The sequence below is a fragment of the Rhodococcus sp. TAF43 genome, from assembly GCF_052113525.1.
In the GTDB taxonomy this organism is placed as follows: domain Bacteria; phylum Actinomycetota; class Actinomycetes; order Mycobacteriales; family Mycobacteriaceae; genus Prescottella.
The window spans coordinates 80357-96142 of record NZ_JBFRDL010000004.1 but is presented as its reverse complement, the minus strand read 5'-3'; the positions used below and the strand labels follow the sequence as shown (position 1 = coordinate 96142).

At 68.1% G+C, this 15786-nt stretch carries 15 protein-coding genes; 2 read left to right on the top strand and 13 right to left on the bottom strand.

The annotated features are described in order from the left end of the window. Nucleotides 1-58: 58 nt before the first annotated feature. A complete protein-coding gene (locus AB4Z09_RS04655; protein ID WP_114722119.1) occupies nucleotides 59-1102 on the top strand; it encodes an adenylate/guanylate cyclase domain-containing protein in 1044 nt (347 codons plus the stop codon). 6 nt (nucleotides 1103-1108) lie between these two features. On the opposite strand, the gene AB4Z09_RS04650 is transcribed toward AB4Z09_RS04655, so the two are convergent. Further along, complete coding sequence (locus AB4Z09_RS04650) at nucleotides 1109-1792, bottom strand: TetR/AcrR family transcriptional regulator (protein ID WP_442239263.1); 684 nt, start codon at nucleotides 1790-1792, stop codon at nucleotides 1109-1111. 73 nt (nucleotides 1793-1865) lie between these two features. Here AB4Z09_RS04650 and AB4Z09_RS04645 point away from each other — a divergent pair, with 73 nt between their 5' ends. Next, nucleotides 1866-3431, top strand: a complete 1566-nt coding sequence (locus tag AB4Z09_RS04645; RefSeq protein WP_442239262.1) for an MFS transporter — start codon at nucleotides 1866-1868, stop codon at nucleotides 3429-3431. Between the two features lie 19 nt (nucleotides 3432-3450). Here AB4Z09_RS04645 and AB4Z09_RS04640 read toward each other — a convergent pair whose 3' ends face one another. The 12 genes from AB4Z09_RS04640 to AB4Z09_RS04585 form a co-directional block, all read right to left on the bottom strand. After that, nucleotides 3451-4695: a phytanoyl-CoA dioxygenase family protein gene (locus AB4Z09_RS04640; RefSeq protein WP_442239261.1), complete on the bottom strand. Its 1245-nt coding sequence runs from the start codon at nucleotides 4693-4695 to the stop codon at nucleotides 3451-3453. An 86-nt stretch (nucleotides 4696-4781) separates the two neighbouring features. Then, on the bottom strand, nucleotides 4782-5588 hold the full coding sequence (locus AB4Z09_RS04635) for an ATP-binding cassette domain-containing protein (RefSeq protein ID WP_114722122.1): 807 nt from the start codon (nucleotides 5586-5588) through the stop codon (nucleotides 4782-4784). Further along, nucleotides 5585-6640, bottom strand: coding sequence for an ABC transporter ATP-binding protein (locus AB4Z09_RS04630; RefSeq protein ID WP_442239260.1), 1056 nt, complete (start codon nucleotides 6638-6640; stop codon nucleotides 5585-5587). The genes AB4Z09_RS04635 and AB4Z09_RS04630 overlap by 4 nt, the downstream gene beginning before the upstream one ends. Next, nucleotides 6627-7514, bottom strand: coding sequence for an ABC transporter permease (locus AB4Z09_RS04625; RefSeq protein ID WP_442239259.1), 888 nt, complete (start codon nucleotides 7512-7514; stop codon nucleotides 6627-6629). The genes AB4Z09_RS04630 and AB4Z09_RS04625 overlap by 14 nt, the downstream gene beginning before the upstream one ends. After that, on the bottom strand, nucleotides 7511-8452 hold the full coding sequence (locus tag AB4Z09_RS04620; protein ID WP_114722124.1) for an ABC transporter permease: 942 nt from the start codon (nucleotides 8450-8452) through the stop codon (nucleotides 7511-7513). Before AB4Z09_RS04620 ends, AB4Z09_RS04625 begins: the two co-directional genes overlap by 4 nt. A 36-nt stretch (nucleotides 8453-8488) precedes the next feature. Then, nucleotides 8489-10060 (bottom strand): ABC transporter substrate-binding protein, encoded by a 1572-nt coding sequence (locus AB4Z09_RS04615; protein WP_442239258.1) that lies wholly within the window; start codon nucleotides 10058-10060, stop codon nucleotides 8489-8491. A 363-nt stretch (nucleotides 10061-10423) separates the two neighbouring features. Next, nucleotides 10424-11572 carry a steroid 3-ketoacyl-CoA thiolase gene (locus tag AB4Z09_RS04610; protein WP_174913658.1) on the bottom strand — a complete coding sequence of 383 codons (1149 nt, stop codon included), beginning with the start codon at nucleotides 11570-11572 and terminating at the stop codon, nucleotides 10424-10426. Between the two features lie 80 nt (nucleotides 11573-11652). Further along, nucleotides 11653-12873, bottom strand: a complete 1221-nt coding sequence (locus AB4Z09_RS04605; RefSeq protein ID WP_442239257.1) for an alpha-hydroxy acid oxidase — start codon at nucleotides 12871-12873, stop codon at nucleotides 11653-11655. Beyond that, nucleotides 12870-13787, bottom strand: a complete 918-nt coding sequence (locus tag AB4Z09_RS04600; RefSeq protein WP_442239256.1) for an NAD(P)-dependent oxidoreductase — start codon at nucleotides 13785-13787, stop codon at nucleotides 12870-12872. The genes AB4Z09_RS04605 and AB4Z09_RS04600 overlap by 4 nt, the downstream gene beginning before the upstream one ends. After that, entirely contained in the window at nucleotides 13784-14095 is a 312-nt protein-coding gene (locus AB4Z09_RS04595; RefSeq protein WP_442239255.1) for a galactose-1-phosphate uridylyltransferase, read from the bottom strand. Before AB4Z09_RS04595 ends, AB4Z09_RS04600 begins: the two co-directional genes overlap by 4 nt. After that, nucleotides 14092-14847, bottom strand: a complete 756-nt coding sequence (locus AB4Z09_RS04590; RefSeq protein ID WP_114722130.1) for a class II aldolase/adducin family protein — start codon at nucleotides 14845-14847, stop codon at nucleotides 14092-14094. Before AB4Z09_RS04590 ends, AB4Z09_RS04595 begins: the two co-directional genes overlap by 4 nt. A 65-nt stretch (nucleotides 14848-14912) precedes the next feature. Then, nucleotides 14913-15785: an alpha/beta fold hydrolase gene (locus tag AB4Z09_RS04585; RefSeq protein WP_442239254.1), complete on the bottom strand. Its 873-nt coding sequence runs from the start codon at nucleotides 15783-15785 to the stop codon at nucleotides 14913-14915. Between the last annotated feature and the right edge of the window lies 1 nt (nucleotide 15786).

Sequence of the window (15786 nt, the reverse complement as noted above, 5' to 3'; positions counted from 1 at the left end):
CACTCGTCCCGGATCGGTGATTCACTCTTGGGGCAATTCGTCGCGAAAGGGGCCTGCCGTGGAGCTCTCCGAGAACCTCGATGCCGGTGTGCTCGGCGTCATCCAGTCGGAGGTCGAGCAGACGCTACTCGGTGGCCCGCGGCGATACACCCGGGACCAGATTGCCGAGCTCGCCGACGTGCCCCTCGAGCGGGCGCAGCGGTTGTGGGTGTCGATGGGATTCGCGATCGACGCGGATCCGGACGCCGTGATGTTCACCGACGGCGACGTCGCCGCCCTGCGCGCCCTGGTGGGTTTCGTGGACGGTGGAGCGCTGGCCCCCGATGCCGCGGTCGCCGCCACCCGGGCGCTGGGGCAGTCCATGTCCCGGCTGGCCGAGTGGCAGGTTGCGGTACTGAACTCGCACCTGGCCGACGAGCTGGCCACCGCCCACGCACAGTCCGGCACGCTCGACGAGCAAGCCCTGCGGACCGCGGTCGGGTCGCTCACATCGCAACTGCTGCCCACCGTCGAAGCACTGCAGTCGTATGTGTGGCGGCGGCATCTGGCGGCGGCCACCGCGCGCCGGTCCGGCAGTGTCGGCGAGGACACCAGCCACCGGGCACTCGTCGTGGGGTTCGCGGACATGGTCGGGTACACGAGTCTGACGCGTCGGATCCGCGTCGACGACCTGAGTTCACTGCTCGAGGAGTTCGAATCGCAGACGACGTCGATCATCACGCAGGGCGGCGGGTGGGTGGTCAAGAACGTCGGCGACGAAGTGATGTTCGCGGCGGAGAAGGCGGCCGACGCGGCGCGGATCGCGCTGGCGCTGCAGTACGCGGCGCACACCGACACGGATCGACCCGACCTTCGGGTGGGGCTCGCGGCGGGATCGGTGCTCATGCGGTTCGGCGATCTGTTCGGCGAGGCGGTCAACATCGCGGCACGACTGACGAGCGCAGCCCGGCCGGGAACCGTCCTGGTGGACGCGGAACTGGCGGCGATGCTCGCCGACGACGACGGCGTCACGCTCAGGTCGTTGCGGCCGCTCCGGGTCCGCGGGTACTCGCGGCTGCGCGCGTTCGCGCTGCGGCCCGGCCGCGGTCCGGACGGTCCGTGACGCGGGTCAACTGCCGTCCGACGGGGTGTCCGCCGCCGTCTGCGAACCTCGGGCCGCGAGGAAGTCGTCGACGATCCGCACACAGGCGTCCGGCCCCAGCGGTGCGAGGGTTGCCAGCTTGGTGAAGACGAGCGGTCCGACCAGTTGCGCGAGGGCGAGGTCGTAGTCGAAATCGCCCAGGGTCCGGCGCGCCTCGTCGGTGCCGAGCACGCGATCGAACGCGGTGCGGTACTGCACGACGACATGCTCGCGCAGCGACCTGAGTTCCGGCTTGTCCGCGTGGGGATGGTCGACCCCCTCCAGATCGGACGCGCTCGAGTAGTCGTCGAGCGCCGGCCCCATTCCCAGCCAGCACAGCGCGGTCACCTGCATCGGCGCCTCTTCGATCAGCCGGGCCTGGCTCACCATCAACTCGACCAGTTGCGTCCGCAGATCGCCCGACAACGGGACCGCGGGGGCGGGCGGGATGAGCCGTCCGAAGGCCGCCGCCACCAGTTCGGTACCGCTGTCGAAATGCCGGTAGAGCGTCGCCCGCGCCACCTTCGCGAGTTTCGTGACGGCATCGATCGTGACGGCGTCGGTGCCCCCCTTCGCGAGAAGCGTGGTCGCGGCGTCGAGCAACCGCGCACGTGAACGCGCCTTTCGCGGATCCTGCTCCGACTCCGCCACTTCCGCTACGTCACCAGCCATCCGTCATCACCTCTTGTGGAACCGTCAGTTCACCTACGATACTGACAGTCTTGTTTCGTACGGGGAGGCCCGCATGGCTGGAAAGTACACCGGAAACGCGGAGCGGATGACGTGGGGCCAGATCTGGACCCTCACCGTGTCGTGCGCAGCGGTGGCCCTCGTCGTGGCGGCAATGGCAGCCCTCAACACCGCGCTGCCCGACCTCGCCCGCGACACCGGGGCCACCCAGTCCCAGCTCACCTGGATCGTCGACGGCTACACCCTCACCCTCGCGTGCCTGCTGCTGCCGGCCGGTGCGCTGGGCGATCACTACGGCCGCCGTGGGGTGCTGGTGTTCGGCCTGTTCGTGTTCGGGGTCGCCTCCGCCCTGCCGATCCTGGTCGATTCCCCCGCCTGGCTGATCGGCGCCCGCGCGGTCGCGGGCATCGGCGCGGCGTTCGTCATGCCGGCGACACTGTCCATCCTGACCGCGAGTTTCCCGGCCGCGCAGCGTTCCAAGGCCGTCGGCATCTGGTCCGGCGTCGCAGGATCCGGCGGTATCGCCGGTCTCATCGGCTCCGGACTGCTGCTCGAGCAGTGGTCCTGGCACTCGATCTTCGTCGGGCTCGCGGCCGTCTCGGCCGTGCTGTTCGCGCTGTCCTTCACGATCCCGTCGTCCCGCGACGAACACCCGTCGGCGTTCGATATCCGTGGCGGCGTGCTCATCGCCGGGGCGATCGGGGTGTTCGTGCTCGGCATCATCGAGGCACCGCAACGCGGGTGGCTCGACCCGCTCGTGCTCGCGGCCATCGTCGGTGGGCTCGCCGCGGCCGCTGTGTTCGCGATGGTCGAACTCCGCGTGGCGCACCCCCTCCTCGACGTCCGACTGTTCCGCAACCGTACCTTCGGTGTGGGATCGACTTCCCTTCTGCTGCAGTTCTTCGCGACGTTCGGTCTGTTCTTCCTCATCGTCCAGCACCTGCAGTTGGTCCTGGACTACTCGCCGCTGCAGTCGGCCCTCGCACTGGCCCCGATCGCCGTCGTGGTGCTCGCGCTGTCGGTGCTGGCACCGCTGCTCATTCCGCTGCTGGGGCTGCGGGCGATGACGTTCGGAGGCCTCACGGTCATGGCTGTGTCGCTGGTCCTGCTGGGTCGGCTCGACGAGACCAGTTCGTACCTGGATGTCGCCGTGCCGCTCGTGGTCGCCGCCTTCGGGCTGGGGCTGTGCACCGCGCCCGCGACCACGGCCATCGTGCAGAACACCCCGACCGCCAATCAGGGTGTCGCGTCCGCGGTCAACGACGCCACCCGCGAGATCGGCGCCGCGATCGGCGTGGCACTGGCGGGCAGCATCCTCGCAGCCGGTTACGGACGGCACATCCAGCCCGCGGTCGATGCCGTCCCCGAGCAGGCCGAGCAGCCCGTCGGCGACTCGCTCGCGGCCGCGCTCGAGGTCTCCAAACTCGCGGGCCCGCAGGGGGATCAGCTGGCCGAGTTCGCGAAGGAGTCCTTCCTGCACGGTATGCAGGAGGCCTCGTTCGTACTCGCCGGGGTCCTGTTCGTCACCGCAGTCGTGCTCGGTGTGTGGGCGCCGGGCGGACGCGGCATCGCCACCGCACCCGAACCGGAGAACGCCGACGTGCTCGCCGAGGTCGACTGATCGGACGGGCGTCCGGCGGTCAGTGGGTGGCGGCCCGCGCCGACACCTTGCCGGTCGCATCGGCGTGGAAGAGTGCGTCGTTGTAGTGACATCCCGGAGGCACCCACTCGAACGTCTTCTCTTCCGAGAACTTGTAGTAGAGGGCGCGCCGACCCGCATTCCGGCCGACGGGTGGTGGGGTGCTGTGCATGAGGTCGCCGAAGTGGAGAGTGAGGTCACCCGGCTCGGTCTCGAGCCTGACGACGGGCAGGTTGCGCTCCTCACCCCACTGCAGCCAGTGGTTGGTGTACCGGTGCGAGCCCGCCAGGACCATGAGCTGACCGTTCTCGGGATCGGCGTGGTCGAGCTGGATTCCGGCCTGGATGAGCGGGCACAGAACCGGGTGGCCACCGATGCCGTCATCGGTGTGCCAGCCGAGATCGCCGTCACCCTTGACGATGTCGGAGGACTTGACGAAGACCATCGGCCCGTCCAGACGGTCGTCGCACACGCGGAAGGCAGGGTTGCCCAGGCGCGCGAATTCGGTCATCCGAGGTTCGAAACAGAGTTCCTGCAACACCTCCGAATGGCGACCGAGGTAATTGATGCGGGTGACCACTTCGTCACCGTCGGCATTGAGCGACCACCACGAGTACGGATCGCCGGGGGTCGTCCGGGACCGCACGAACTCGACCTCTTCGCGGAACGTCGCGATCTCCTCCGGGGAATACACCTCCTTGACGTGCAGGAATCCCGCGGTGTCGAGGAAATGGCGCATCTCGTCGCGATCACCGTCGACCGGGAAGCGACGAAGCAGGTCGAGGGGCTCGCCGTCGAGCCCGACGAGCGTGTCCCGCACGGCATCGGTGTAGATCGGCCGGCCCGAGATCAGGGACCGTGTGGCCGGCTGCCATCGCTTCCAGCCGTCGAGGCTGCCCCGCACCACCGTCGCGCGCTCGGTGCGAACGGAACCGCTCGCCGTCAACAGCTCGTTCAGGTACGACGAGAACGTCGTCTCGTCGAGTTCGACGAGCGTCTCGGCATTCTGCTCGCCCTCCACCACCCGGATGCCGTCAGCCGTGGCGGCCCAGGTGAACGCCCGGCCGCCGGGAACCCGGAAGCCCAGCGGTGGCACACCCGCGAGATCATCGACCAGCAGCAAGGCGTTTCGGGCGTTCAGTGCCGGCAGCTGGATCGTGTGGAACTCGTCGAACGAATACCGCGGGAAGGAATCCGCGATTGCCTCGACCCAGGGAAGACCTGTTCCTCGCGTATCGGTGCCCATTCCACACTCCTTCGACGCTTCTTGTTCTCTCCAGATGGTCCACGGAACGAGCCGATTTCGATCTCCAACGCGCCGAGCGGCGGGGATCAGCCCACGCGCGCCGATCGTGGGATCGGGATCGGGATGGCCTCCAACAGCTTCCGGGTGTAGTCCTCCCGCGGATGGTCGTAGATGTCGCTGACGGTGCCGGTCTCGACGACCTCGCCGGCTCTCATCACCATCACCCGGTCGGCGATCACCTCGATGAGCGCCAGGTCGTGGCACACGAACAGGTAGGCCAGGCCGAGTTCCTCCTGCAGGTCCCGCAGCAGGTTGAGGACCTGCGCGCGAACCGAGACATCGAGCGCGGCAACGGGTTCGTCGCAGACGATCATCTTCGGTTCGAGCGTCAACGCCCTCGCGATCGCGACACGCTGGAGCTGACCGCCGGACAACTCGGCCGGATACCGTCCGAGGTAGCGGGAGCCGATTCCGACCTTGTCGAGCAACTCGCGGACGCGTTGTGTGCGGGCGACGCGATCGAGGTCGGAGTGCACGAGCAGCGGTTCGGCGACCGCGTCGGCCACGGTCATCCGGGGGTCGAGGGAGGAGTGCGGGTCCTGGAAGATCATCTGCATGCCGCGGCGCATCTCGCGCAGCCGGGCCGGTTTCGCCGCCCGAACGTCCTCGCCGTCGAAGGTGACGGTGCCGGAATCGGGTTCGATCAGGCGCAGCACCATCCGACCGACGGTGGACTTGCCGGCCCCGGATTCTCCGACGACAGCGAGACATTCGCCGGCATCGAGTGTGAACGAGACATCCCGCACCGCATGGGTCCACCCGGTTCTCCGGCCGAGGAAGTCGCGACGGGTGGAGAACGATTTGGTCAGGTTCGTGACCTCGAGCAGGCTCATGGGGCCTCCACTGCTTGCAGTTGCAGATCCGTCACACGCAGGCAGCGCGCTGCCCGGCCCGCGGTCGTGTCGGTCAGCGCGGGATGCGTGGTGTCGCACAAACCGGCGCGGGCGTGGGTGCAGCGGTCGTGGAAGTGGCAGCCCACCGGCCACTCGCCGGCAGCGGGGATCCGGCCCGGGATCGCGGCGAGGCGTCTGTCGGCACCCCGGCCCGGACGCGGGATCGAGGCGAGCAAGCCGGACGTGTAGGGGTGCTGCGGGCGGAAGAACACCTCGGCGGCGCGGCCGTCCTCGATCACCTCGCCCGCGTACATCACCACGACTCGCTCGCACAGTTCCGCGACGACGCCGAGGTCGTGGGTGACGAACAGCAACGCGACCCCGGTCTGCTCCTGCAGGTCCCGGAGCAGATCCAGGATCGTTTCCTGCACAGTCACATCCAGCGCGGTGGTGGGCTCGTCCGCGATCAACAACCTCKGGTTGCAGGCCATGACCATCGCGATCATCACCCGCTGGCACATGCCGCCGCTGAACGCGTGCGGATACTCCCGCACCCGCTCCGCGGCCCGCGGAATCTGCACCAACTCGAGCATCTCGACCGCACGCGCCATCGCGGCCTTGCGGTCCAGCCCCAGGTGCTTACGCACCGACTCGGCGATCTGATCGCCCACCGTGTAGGCGGGATTGAGGCTGCGGATGGGCTGCTGGAAGATCATCCCCATCCCGGTGCCCCGCAGCTTGCGCCACTCCGTGGCGGGCAGCGCCGTCAGGTCCCGCCCGTCGAACTCGACGCTGCCGTTCGAGACCCGCCCACCGGTGTCCGGGGTCAACCCCATCACCGCGAGTGAGGAGACCGTCTTGCCCGATCCCGATTCACCCACCAGTGCAACGGATTCACCCGCGGCGACGTCGAACGACACATCCTGGACCGCGGTGACCCAGTCCTTGCGGCCGGCGCGGAACTGCACCGTGAGGTCGCGCACCCGCAGCAGGGGCACGGTGGGATCGGCTCCCGGGTTCAGCGGACGGGTGAGGGTGTCAGTTGCTGCCATTGCGACTCCTCGTCAGGGCGCGGCGCACACCGTCGCCGAGGTAGGTGAACGCGAGCACGGTCAGGAAGATCATCACGCCGGGCGGCCACACCAGGTAGGGCGCGAGCTGCATGTTCGACGCGGCCGTGGACAGCATCGACCCCCAACTCGCGGCCGGCGCCTTCGAGCCGAGACCGAGGAAGCTCAGACTCGCCTCCGCCGCCACGGCGGTGCCGAGCGAGACCGAGATGACCAGCACGATCGGCGGCATCACGTTCGGCAGGATGTGCCGGACGATGGTGCGGGACGTGGTGCAGCCCAACGCGACCGATGCCTCGATGTAGGTGTCGCCCCGCACGTCCATCGTCGATGCCCGGGCGACACGGAAGAACCGCGGGGCCATCACCAGACCGACCGCGAGCATCGCATTGGTGATCCCCGAACCGAGGACCGCGACGATCGTGATCGCCAGGACCAGCGACGGCGCACTCATCAGTGCGTCCATGATCCGGGTCAGGACGGTATCGACCCAGCCCCCGCTGTAGCCGGCGATCACACCCAACGGCAGACCCAGCACCAGCGCGAGCGCCACCGCCTGCAACGACGCCTGTAGCGAGATCCGGGCACCGTAGATCAACCGGCTCAACACGTCCCGGCCGTAGTCATCAGTCCCCAACCAGTGCACCGACGACGGTGGCTGCAGCCGTGCGAGCAGATCCTGCGCATACGGATCGTAGGGCGCCAGCAGCGGCGCGAAGACCGCCATGACCACCAACAGCAGCACGAACGCCCCCGCCACCGTCGCCGCGGGGCGGCGACGCACGAAACCCCAGACTCGGCCGGCGACGCCGGGAGTGCTGTCGCCGAGCGCTTCGGTAGGCAATGTCGATGTCATGCGCGCACCTTCGGATTGAAGTAGCCGTACGAGATGTCGACCAACAGATTCACGATCACCACCACACACGTGGTGAACAGCACGAACCCGAGCAGCACCGGCACGTCATGGTTCTGCACACTGTTGACCGCGAGCGATCCCATGCCCGGCATGCTGTAGATGATCTCGATCGTCACCGCACCGCCGAGCACCTCGGCGACCCGGAATCCGAGCACGGTCACCACCGGGATACACGCGTTCTTGAGCCCGTGTTTGAGGACGACGCTCGCCTGACCCAACCCGCGTGCCTTCGCGTTGAGGATGTAGTCGCTGCCCATCACCTGCCCGAGGGACGACCGCAACTGCAACGTCACCTCCGCGGCGGGCAGCAGCGCCAACGCGACACCCGGTAGCACCAGATGCTGGAACCACGGCACCACACCGTCCGAGAGCGGCGCGTAGCCGAATGCGGGGAAGATCTGGTTCGACACCGCGAACAGCGACACCAGGACCAGGCCGAACCAGAATGCCGGGATCGCGATYGCAACAGACGCGATCACGTTGATACCGCGGTCGACMACGCCACCCGGACGCAGCGATCCCAGCACCCCGAGAATCACACCGATCACGACGGCCAGCACCATTGCGAACCCGACCAGCGAGAGCGTGGTCGCCATGCGCCGGAACAGAAGTTCGGCCACCGACTGGTCCGACAGCAGCGACACCCCGAGATCACCGCGCAGCACCGACCCGACCCAGTCCAGATACCGCACGAACACGTTCTGATCCAGATTCAGCGTGGCCCGCAACTGCTCGAGCCGCTCCGGGGTCGGGTCCTCCCCCGCGAGGATCACCGCCGGATCACCCGGTGCCAGATCGATCAACAGAAAAATCAACAACGGTACGACCAACAGCAGCGGAATCGCCGCCAGCAACCGTTTTCCGGCATAGCGCAGCATCTTCGGCCTCTCGGCAGGTATCGGTGTTCGGTGCGACTACTTGGTGATGCCCACGTGACGGACGTCGAAGATGCCCAGATTCACCCAGGGCATGTTCTCGGTGCCGACGACCTTCGCAGTGGAGATGGTCGCGTTCGTCTGGTTGCAGATCGGCACGAACATCGCCTCCTTCAACGTCAGGTCCCAGATCTCGTGATACATCGGGGCCCGCTCGTCCTGCGACAGAGTCGGATTCGCAGCCTTCGCGGCAAGCTCCGCGATCTGCGGGTTGCCGTTGGCCAGGTCGTACGGGCCGGTCACGAAGGTGTTGACCGTCTCGGCGGGATCCACCTTGGGGCTGAAGCTGTTGGAGACCATCGACTGGAAGTCACCGGCGATGTAGCGGGGTTCGTTCTGCGTGTTGGGGACCGGGTTGAGTTCCGCGTCGATGCCGGCCTGCGACAGCGTCGACTGGATGACGTTCGCCGGCTTCTCGGTGTTGGTGCCCGCCGCGAAGGTCAGCGTGACCTTGGCTCCGCCGGCCGCCTGCACCAGGCTCTTCGCCTTCTCGAGATCGAACTGGTACGGGTACTGGTAGGACGGGTCGGCCGCCCAGCTACCGGCCGGATACAGCTGACGGTTCGGGGTGCAGGTGTCGGAGAACAACGCGCTGATCGCCGCGGGATCGATCGCCGACGCCACCGCCTGCCGCACCTCGGGCTTCGCGAGATCACCCTGCGCCCGCATGAACACGCCCAGGACGTTCCGGAAGGGAACCTCGGTGACGTCCAGCGTGCCACTCTTGGACAACGAGTTCGCCTCGACGATCTCGTTGGCGGAACTCACCCAGCTCAGATCGGTGGCGCCGGTCTTGAGCCCGTTGAGTCGGGTACTCGCGTCGGAGATCCACTTGAACTCCATGCCCGCGACCTTGCCGGCCTCGGGGTCCCAGTTCGTACCGTCCGCACGGGCCAGGGTGACCGACTCCTCGGGAACGTAGGCCGTCACGACGTACGCACCGGATCCGCTCTGGCCCGGGTTGTTACGCAGATCGGTCTTCGCCTCGATGGCCTTCGGGCTGACCATCATTCCGACGTTGCTGCTGAACACGCCGGGTAGTTCCACACCGGTGCCGGGTGCCAACTGCAGACGGACGGTGCTGTTGTCGACCACGTCGACCGAGGTGATGTTCTTCAGCGCGGCGACGACCGTGCTGCCCTCCATGGTCTTGCCGCGCTCGATGTTCGCGGCCACCGCCGCCGCATCGAACGGAGCGCCGTCGTGGAAGGTGACGCCCTGGCGCAGCTTCAGCTCGAGGTAGGAACCGTCCGGAGCGAACTCCCACGACTCGGCCAGGCCCGGCTGGAGATCGCCGTTTTCGTCCACCACCGTCAGCCGGTCGAAAACCGGTGTGAGGTAGCCCCATCCGCCGTAGCTGGTCTGCATGTACGGGTCCAGGTTGCGGGTGGGCGCGCTCGCCGTGACCCGCAGGATCGCGGTGGGGTCGAGGTCACCGGATGCATCGGACGTCGTCGAAGACGAAGCCCCACCACCACATCCGGCGAGAACCGCGGCGGCCGTAGCCAGCACAGCCAGGTTCCTCGACCTGCGAAGCCACTTGTCCATCATGCAATGCCTCCTGAAGATCCACGACGAATCGGCTCGTCCCGCACGCGTGATCGCGCTTTCCTTCGCGCGCGGCTGGAATCGGACCACCTACCCGACCGGTCGGGTCGACTCGGACGGTTCGCGCCATCATCGGAGCTACTGGGGAGTAGCCCGAAAAAGTTGCAGCAAAGGATGTTTCGGACCTTTGCCGCCGCCGAATGGGACCCTAGCAGGCCGCGGCATTCAGCGTGCGGCAAATCACACCGGAGTGGAATCGTGGATTTTGCAGACCCGGCCGTGCTCGTTCCGAGCAGCCGGAACAGGCGCGCGACAGAACATCGTGCGCCTTCCGAATACAGTGTATGGCAATGGTTTTCACATAGTTCAGATCCGCTCGACGATCGCCCCGGACGCCATAGCCCCGCCGGCACAGACGGCGACCAGCGCACGTTCGCCGTCACGGCGCTCGAGCTCGTCCATCACCGCGGCAATCAGTCGCACGCCCGACGACCCGACAGGATGGCCCAGAGCGATGGCTCCGCCGTTGACGTTGAGACGGTCCTCGTCGACGCCGTGCACCCGGGCCATGGACATGGGCACCGCCGCGAAGGCCTCGTTGACCTCGAAGAGATCGATGTCCTTGACGGACAGGCCTGCTCGGTCGAGCAGGTACTCGGTGGCCTGCACCGGACCGTCCAGGAGGAAGTGCGTCTCCGCGCCGATGAGGCACTGCGCGACGATCCGGGCACGCGGGCGCAACCCGAGCTCCCGGGCGACGTTCTCGTCCATCAGCACCGCGGCCGCGGCGCCGTCGGAGATCTGCGACGAGGTCCCCGCGGTGTGCAGCCCGCCCTCGAGAACGGGGTTCAGGCGCGCGAGTGCCTCCATCGACGTCTCCCGCAGGCCCTGGTCACGGGACACCGCGGTGGGCGCCTGCCCGTCCGCGCCGGGAACCTTCACGGGGATGATCTGGCCGTCGAATCGACGGTCCTCCCACGCGGCGGCCGCACGCTGCTGCGACCGTAGGCCGAACGCGTCGAGGTCCTCGCGCGTGAATCCCCGTCGCCTCGCGATTCGGTCGGCGCCCTCGAACTGGGCCGGGATGTCCACACTCCAGCCCGGCGGCTTGGGGCTGCCGAAGTCGCCGCTGATGTTGGACAGCAGAGGCACCCGGGACATCGCCTCGACGCCGCACGCCATGCCCGCATCGATGACGCCGGCAGCGATCTGGGCCGCGATCAGATTCACCGACTGCTGACCGGAACCGCACTGCGAGTCGATCGTCGTCACGCCCGTCCGCTCCGGCAGGCCCGCGTGCAGCCACGCGTTGCGACTGACGTTCGACGCCTGCTCGCCCGCCTGGGTGACGCAGCCGCCGATCACCTGCTCGATGATGTTCGGATCGAGATTCAGACGCTCGAGCAGTCCCGACTGGACCGCACCCAGAAGTTGCGCGGCATGCAGGCCGGACAGCCAGCCACCACGTCGACCGATCGGCGACCTGGCCGCATCGACAATCACCGGTATACCCATTGCAGTCCTCCTCGAGCAGCGCGAACGTCTGGAACGTGATTCTTGATACCGAGGAATCCACGGCCGTTGTGGCGCAAGTCTCACTGGGTGGTAACGGTCGACATTCCAATCTCGTCCCGCTCGCCGCCGCGCACGGGACGCACGTGCGATCGGTCGAGATCCCGGATGTCGCGCACACCGAGGAGCGTCAGACCCCGCTCGATCTCCGACTTCAGGATCGTCAGCACGTGCTCGACGCCGCGGTCGCCTGCCACCGCCATCCCGTACAGGCACGGTCTGCCGATCAGCACCGCGTCCGCGCCGAGTGCGAGCGCCTTGAGCACGTCCGTGCCGCGCCGGATCCCGCCGTCCAGGAGCACCTCGGCCCGCCCGGCGACCGCGTCGGCCACCGCCGGCAGCGCCGACACCGACGGCACACAGCCGTCCAGTTGGCGGCCACCGTGATTCGACACGACGACGCCGTCGAGACCGAGGTCGACAGCGCGGACGGCATCTTCCGCGCGCAGCACCCCCTTGATGTAGAGGCGGCCGTGCCAGTTGTCCCGCATCCAGGCCAGGTCGTCCCAGTTCAGCCGCGACTGCACGAGGTGCCGCTCCTGGATCTCGATCGAGGCGAGCGCCGCGGTCACGCCGTCGCCGGACGCGAGGTTGCGGCCGCCGATCCGCCGATGCCGCACGACGTCGTAGGCCCATCTCGGGTGCCGGGAGACGTCGAGCAGTCGGCGTGGCGTCAGGACGGGCGGCACGCCCATCCCTTCGCGCTTCTCGCCCTCGCGGTTGCCGACGGTCGGGACGTCGACCGTGACGAACAGCGACCGGAAGCCGGCGGCCCACGCGCGGCGCATCAGGGCCGCGGCCACCCCGCCCGCACCGGGGTACAGCTGGAACGCGTGCGACTCGGTGGCCGCGTCGGCGACCTCCTCGACCGACCACGTCGATGCCGTGCTCACGACGCAGCGGGTTCCCACGCGCTCCGCCGCGCGGATCGCGTCGAGGTCTCCACTCCACCGGGTGAGGCCGTTGAAGCCGGTGGGCGCGGTGAGCACCGGCATCGAGAGCGGCAGCCCGGCCACCTCGGTGGCGAGGTCGTGGGTGTGGTGGCCGGCCAGGACACTCGGCACGAGCCACCAGTCGTCGAACGCCGAACGGTTGCCCGCGACGGTGCGCAGGTCGTCGGCCCCGCCCTCGACATAGGTCCACACCATGCGCGGCAGACGTCGTCGCGCGGCACGGCGGTAGTCCTCGACGTTGAGCAACTCGTCGGAGTCCTGCCAGCGCCAGTCGAACCCGAAGGCCTTCATCGGGACACCGCCACACGGGATCCGTCGGTTCCGTCGGCGTACGCCGCGATCTTCCGCACCGCGGCGGCCCAACAGCGGTCGCGGACGTCGTCGGTGATGCCCGCCGCGTGCGGTGTCACCACCACCCCCGGTGCGGTCCACAGACCGTGATCGGCGGGCAGCGGTTCGGGATCGGTGACATCGAGGATCGCGTACACGCGCTCCTCGCGGGTTGCCGCGAGCAGTGCCTCCGTGTCCACGAGCTCGCCGCGTCCTGCATTGACCAGCACCGCACCGTCCTTCATCGTCGCGAGGAACACCGCATCCACGAGGTGCACCGTCGAATCGTCGAGCGGCAGCGCCAGGATCACGACGTCCTGGTCACCGAGTTCGGCCCGGCCGCGTTCGACGTCCACGACCCCCGCACGCGCCGTCCGTCCGACCAGGGTGACCGTACAACCGAACGGTTCGAGTCGTCGGCGAAGGTTCTCGCCGATGTCGCCCGCCCCGAACACGAGCACGCGCCTGTCCGACAACGTCCCGGTGGGGTGCGCCTGCCACCGCTGCTCCTGCTGCTTGATCCGGTAGCCCGCCAGATCGCGGACGTGGGCGAGCAATTGCGCGACGACCCACTCGGYCACCACCCCGCCGTGCGCCCGGTCCGCGTTCGACACGCGCACGCCGTCGGGCACGACGTTCGTCCAGCGCTCGACGCCCGAACTGAACAACTGCACCATCCGCAGCCGGGGCAGCTGCGCGAAGAGGGGGCCGGCATCCACGGGATCGAATCGGTGCGCCACCAGAACCTCCGCGTCGCACGCGATGTCCGGCAGCCGACGGCTCTCCGGGTCATATACGACGGCGCAGACGTTCGGCACCTGCGCGAGGGCCGAGATGCCGCGCTCCTCGGGAACGAGCACCAGGATCGGCGTCATCGGACGATCTCCGCGCCCTCGGCCCTCCGCGCCGCCACCCGCGCGAGGATGTCGGCCGGCCAGATCGGCCGCGCATGCCGGCGATAGTGCTCCCAGGTCGCCTCGAGTACCTCGGATTCGGTACAGCCGCCCAGCAACTCGGCCCAGTAGTACTCGTCGAGGCGTTCGCCGGGTGCACGCCGCTCGATCCCGGAGATGATCCGGATGACCTCGCGGCACGTGAAGATGTCCGCCGCTCGTTCCGCCGAGGCGGGACGGACCTCGGCCGGGCCCGCTCCCGTCCCCTCCGCGATCGATGGCACGGTCATCGCGGCCTGGACAGGATCTTCTCGGCGAGAACCGGATCCGCCCGCAGCCCCGAACGCACCGCCGCCTCCCAGAAGCCGTGGTACCCGTTGCCGTCGTTCTTCAGTTGCCGGTCGAGCCACCAGTCCGGGAGCGACGTCTTGTCGGGACCGCCGGCCACCCGCACCATCCATGCGTTCTTGCAGCGTTGCTCGAGGGCGACCGCACGGAGGAACACTGCCCGCGCGGTGTCCGCGATGACGAAGACGCCGTGTCCACCCAGCAGCGCCCGATCCGCGTCGCCGATCGCGCGGACCGCCTTCTCGGCGGCCTCCATGCTGTTGACGGCGCCGTCGTACTCGTCGACGAGAACCAACTCACCCCCGCCGAGGCTGGAGCTCTGGTCGTACGCCGGCGGCACCTCCTTGATGTCGCCCCACACCGTGCCGTACTCGGAGTGGTTGTGCAGTGCGTACACCACGTCCGGGCGGGCGTTGTGCAGCGCCAGATGCAGCGGGATGCCGAGCGGTACCGGCCAGGATCCTTCGATCAGTTTGCCCTGCAGATCGATTCGGAGAATGTCCTCGGGGTACATCTCCTCCCACGTCAGCAGCCACGGATTGCACAGCAGCGTGCCGTCGCCGAGGTTGTAGGTGATGTGACCGGCCAGGTGGTCGCGGTATCCCTCGTTCCAGAGGGTGCGGCCGAGCATCACGATCTCCTCCCGGGGATCGAGTTCCGGGATCAGGCGATCTGCGGTCGGTGTGAATGTCATTGACGTTTCTCCTCTCGGTCCCGAGGCGTGCCGGCCTCGGGTGGTGCTGGGCCTGGGTGTCGGGTTCAGGCGAGTCGCCCGCACCGCCAGGGCTCGAGGAACTCCCCGACGGCCCTCACGACATCGGCGGGAGAGTCGTCGATGAAGAAGTGTCCTCCCGGAATCGGTTCCCCAGTCACGTTGTGCGCGAATCTCTTCCATACGTTGAGCGGATGCTCACGCCGGGCGAGCAGACCCCGGTCGCCCCACAGGACGAGGACGGGGCAGGTGATCCGGCGGCCGACGTCGAGCGCGTCGTGTTCGAGGTCGACCGACGCGCCGGCTCGATAGTCCTCGCACGTCGCGTGGACCACGGCCGGATCCCGGAAGTAGCTCTTGTAATGTTCCACGTCCTCGTCCGACATCGAGGTCGGTGCCCCTCCGGCCAGACCCAGCACGTTCTCCATCCAGGCATCCGGATTTCCGTCGATGAGCTGCTCGGCGAGCCGGTGCGGCCGGATCAGGAAGAACCAGTGGAAGTACGCCGTGGCCAGCTGCCGATCGGTGGTCGCGTAGACCTCCGAGGTCGGCAGGATGTCCAGCAGCGCCGCCTGTGCCACCGTCTCCGGATTATCCAGACACATGCGATGCACGACCCGGGCACCCCGATCGTGGCCGGCGACCGCAAATCTCTCGAAGCCCAACCTGCGCATGACTTCCACCTGGTCGCCGGCCATCGACCGCTTGGAGTACGTCGCATGGGCGTCGTCGCCCGCCGGCTTGCTGCTCTCGCCGTAACCACGAAGATCGGTGGTGACGACCGTGAAACGGTCGGCGAGTTCATCGGCAACCCGCTGCCAGACTCGCCGCGTCTGCGGGTAACCGTGCAGCAGCAACAGCGGCGGCCCCGAGCCCACCACCCGAGTGGCGATCTCCACGTCACCCACGTCGACGAGCAAG

Bases quoted from the DNA above. Each gene is read 5' to 3' on its own strand.
- AB4Z09_RS04625 (WP_442239259.1), bottom strand. From the start codon at position 7,514: ATGACATCGACATTGCCTACCGAAGCGCTCGGCGACAGCACTCCCGGC.
- AB4Z09_RS04650 (WP_442239263.1), bottom strand. From the start codon at position 1,792: ATGGCTGGTGACGTAGCGGAAGTGGCGGAGTCGGAGCAGGATCCGCGA.
- AB4Z09_RS04615 (WP_442239258.1), bottom strand. From the start codon at position 10,060: ATGATGGACAAGTGGCTTCGCAGGTCGAGGAACCTGGCTGTGCTGGCT.
- AB4Z09_RS04590 (WP_114722130.1), bottom strand. From the start codon at position 14,847: ATGACATTCACACCGACCGCAGATCGCCTGATCCCGGAACTCGATCCC.
- AB4Z09_RS04605 (WP_442239257.1), bottom strand. From the start codon at position 12,873: ATGAAGGCCTTCGGGTTCGACTGGCGCTGGCAGGACTCCGACGAGTTG.
- AB4Z09_RS04595 (WP_442239255.1), bottom strand. From the start codon at position 14,095: ATGACCGTGCCATCGATCGCGGAGGGGACGGGAGCGGGCCCGGCCGAG.
- AB4Z09_RS04645 (WP_442239262.1), top strand. From the start codon at position 1,866: ATGGCTGGAAAGTACACCGGAAACGCGGAGCGGATGACGTGGGGCCAG.
- AB4Z09_RS04635 (WP_114722122.1), bottom strand. From the start codon at position 5,588: ATGAGCCTGCTCGAGGTCACGAACCTGACCAAATCGTTCTCCACCCGT.
- AB4Z09_RS04610 (WP_174913658.1), bottom strand. From the start codon at position 11,572: ATGGGTATACCGGTGATTGTCGATGCGGCCAGGTCGCCGATCGGTCGA.
- AB4Z09_RS04640 (WP_442239261.1), bottom strand. From the start codon at position 4,695: ATGGGCACCGATACGCGAGGAACAGGTCTTCCCTGGGTCGAGGCAATC.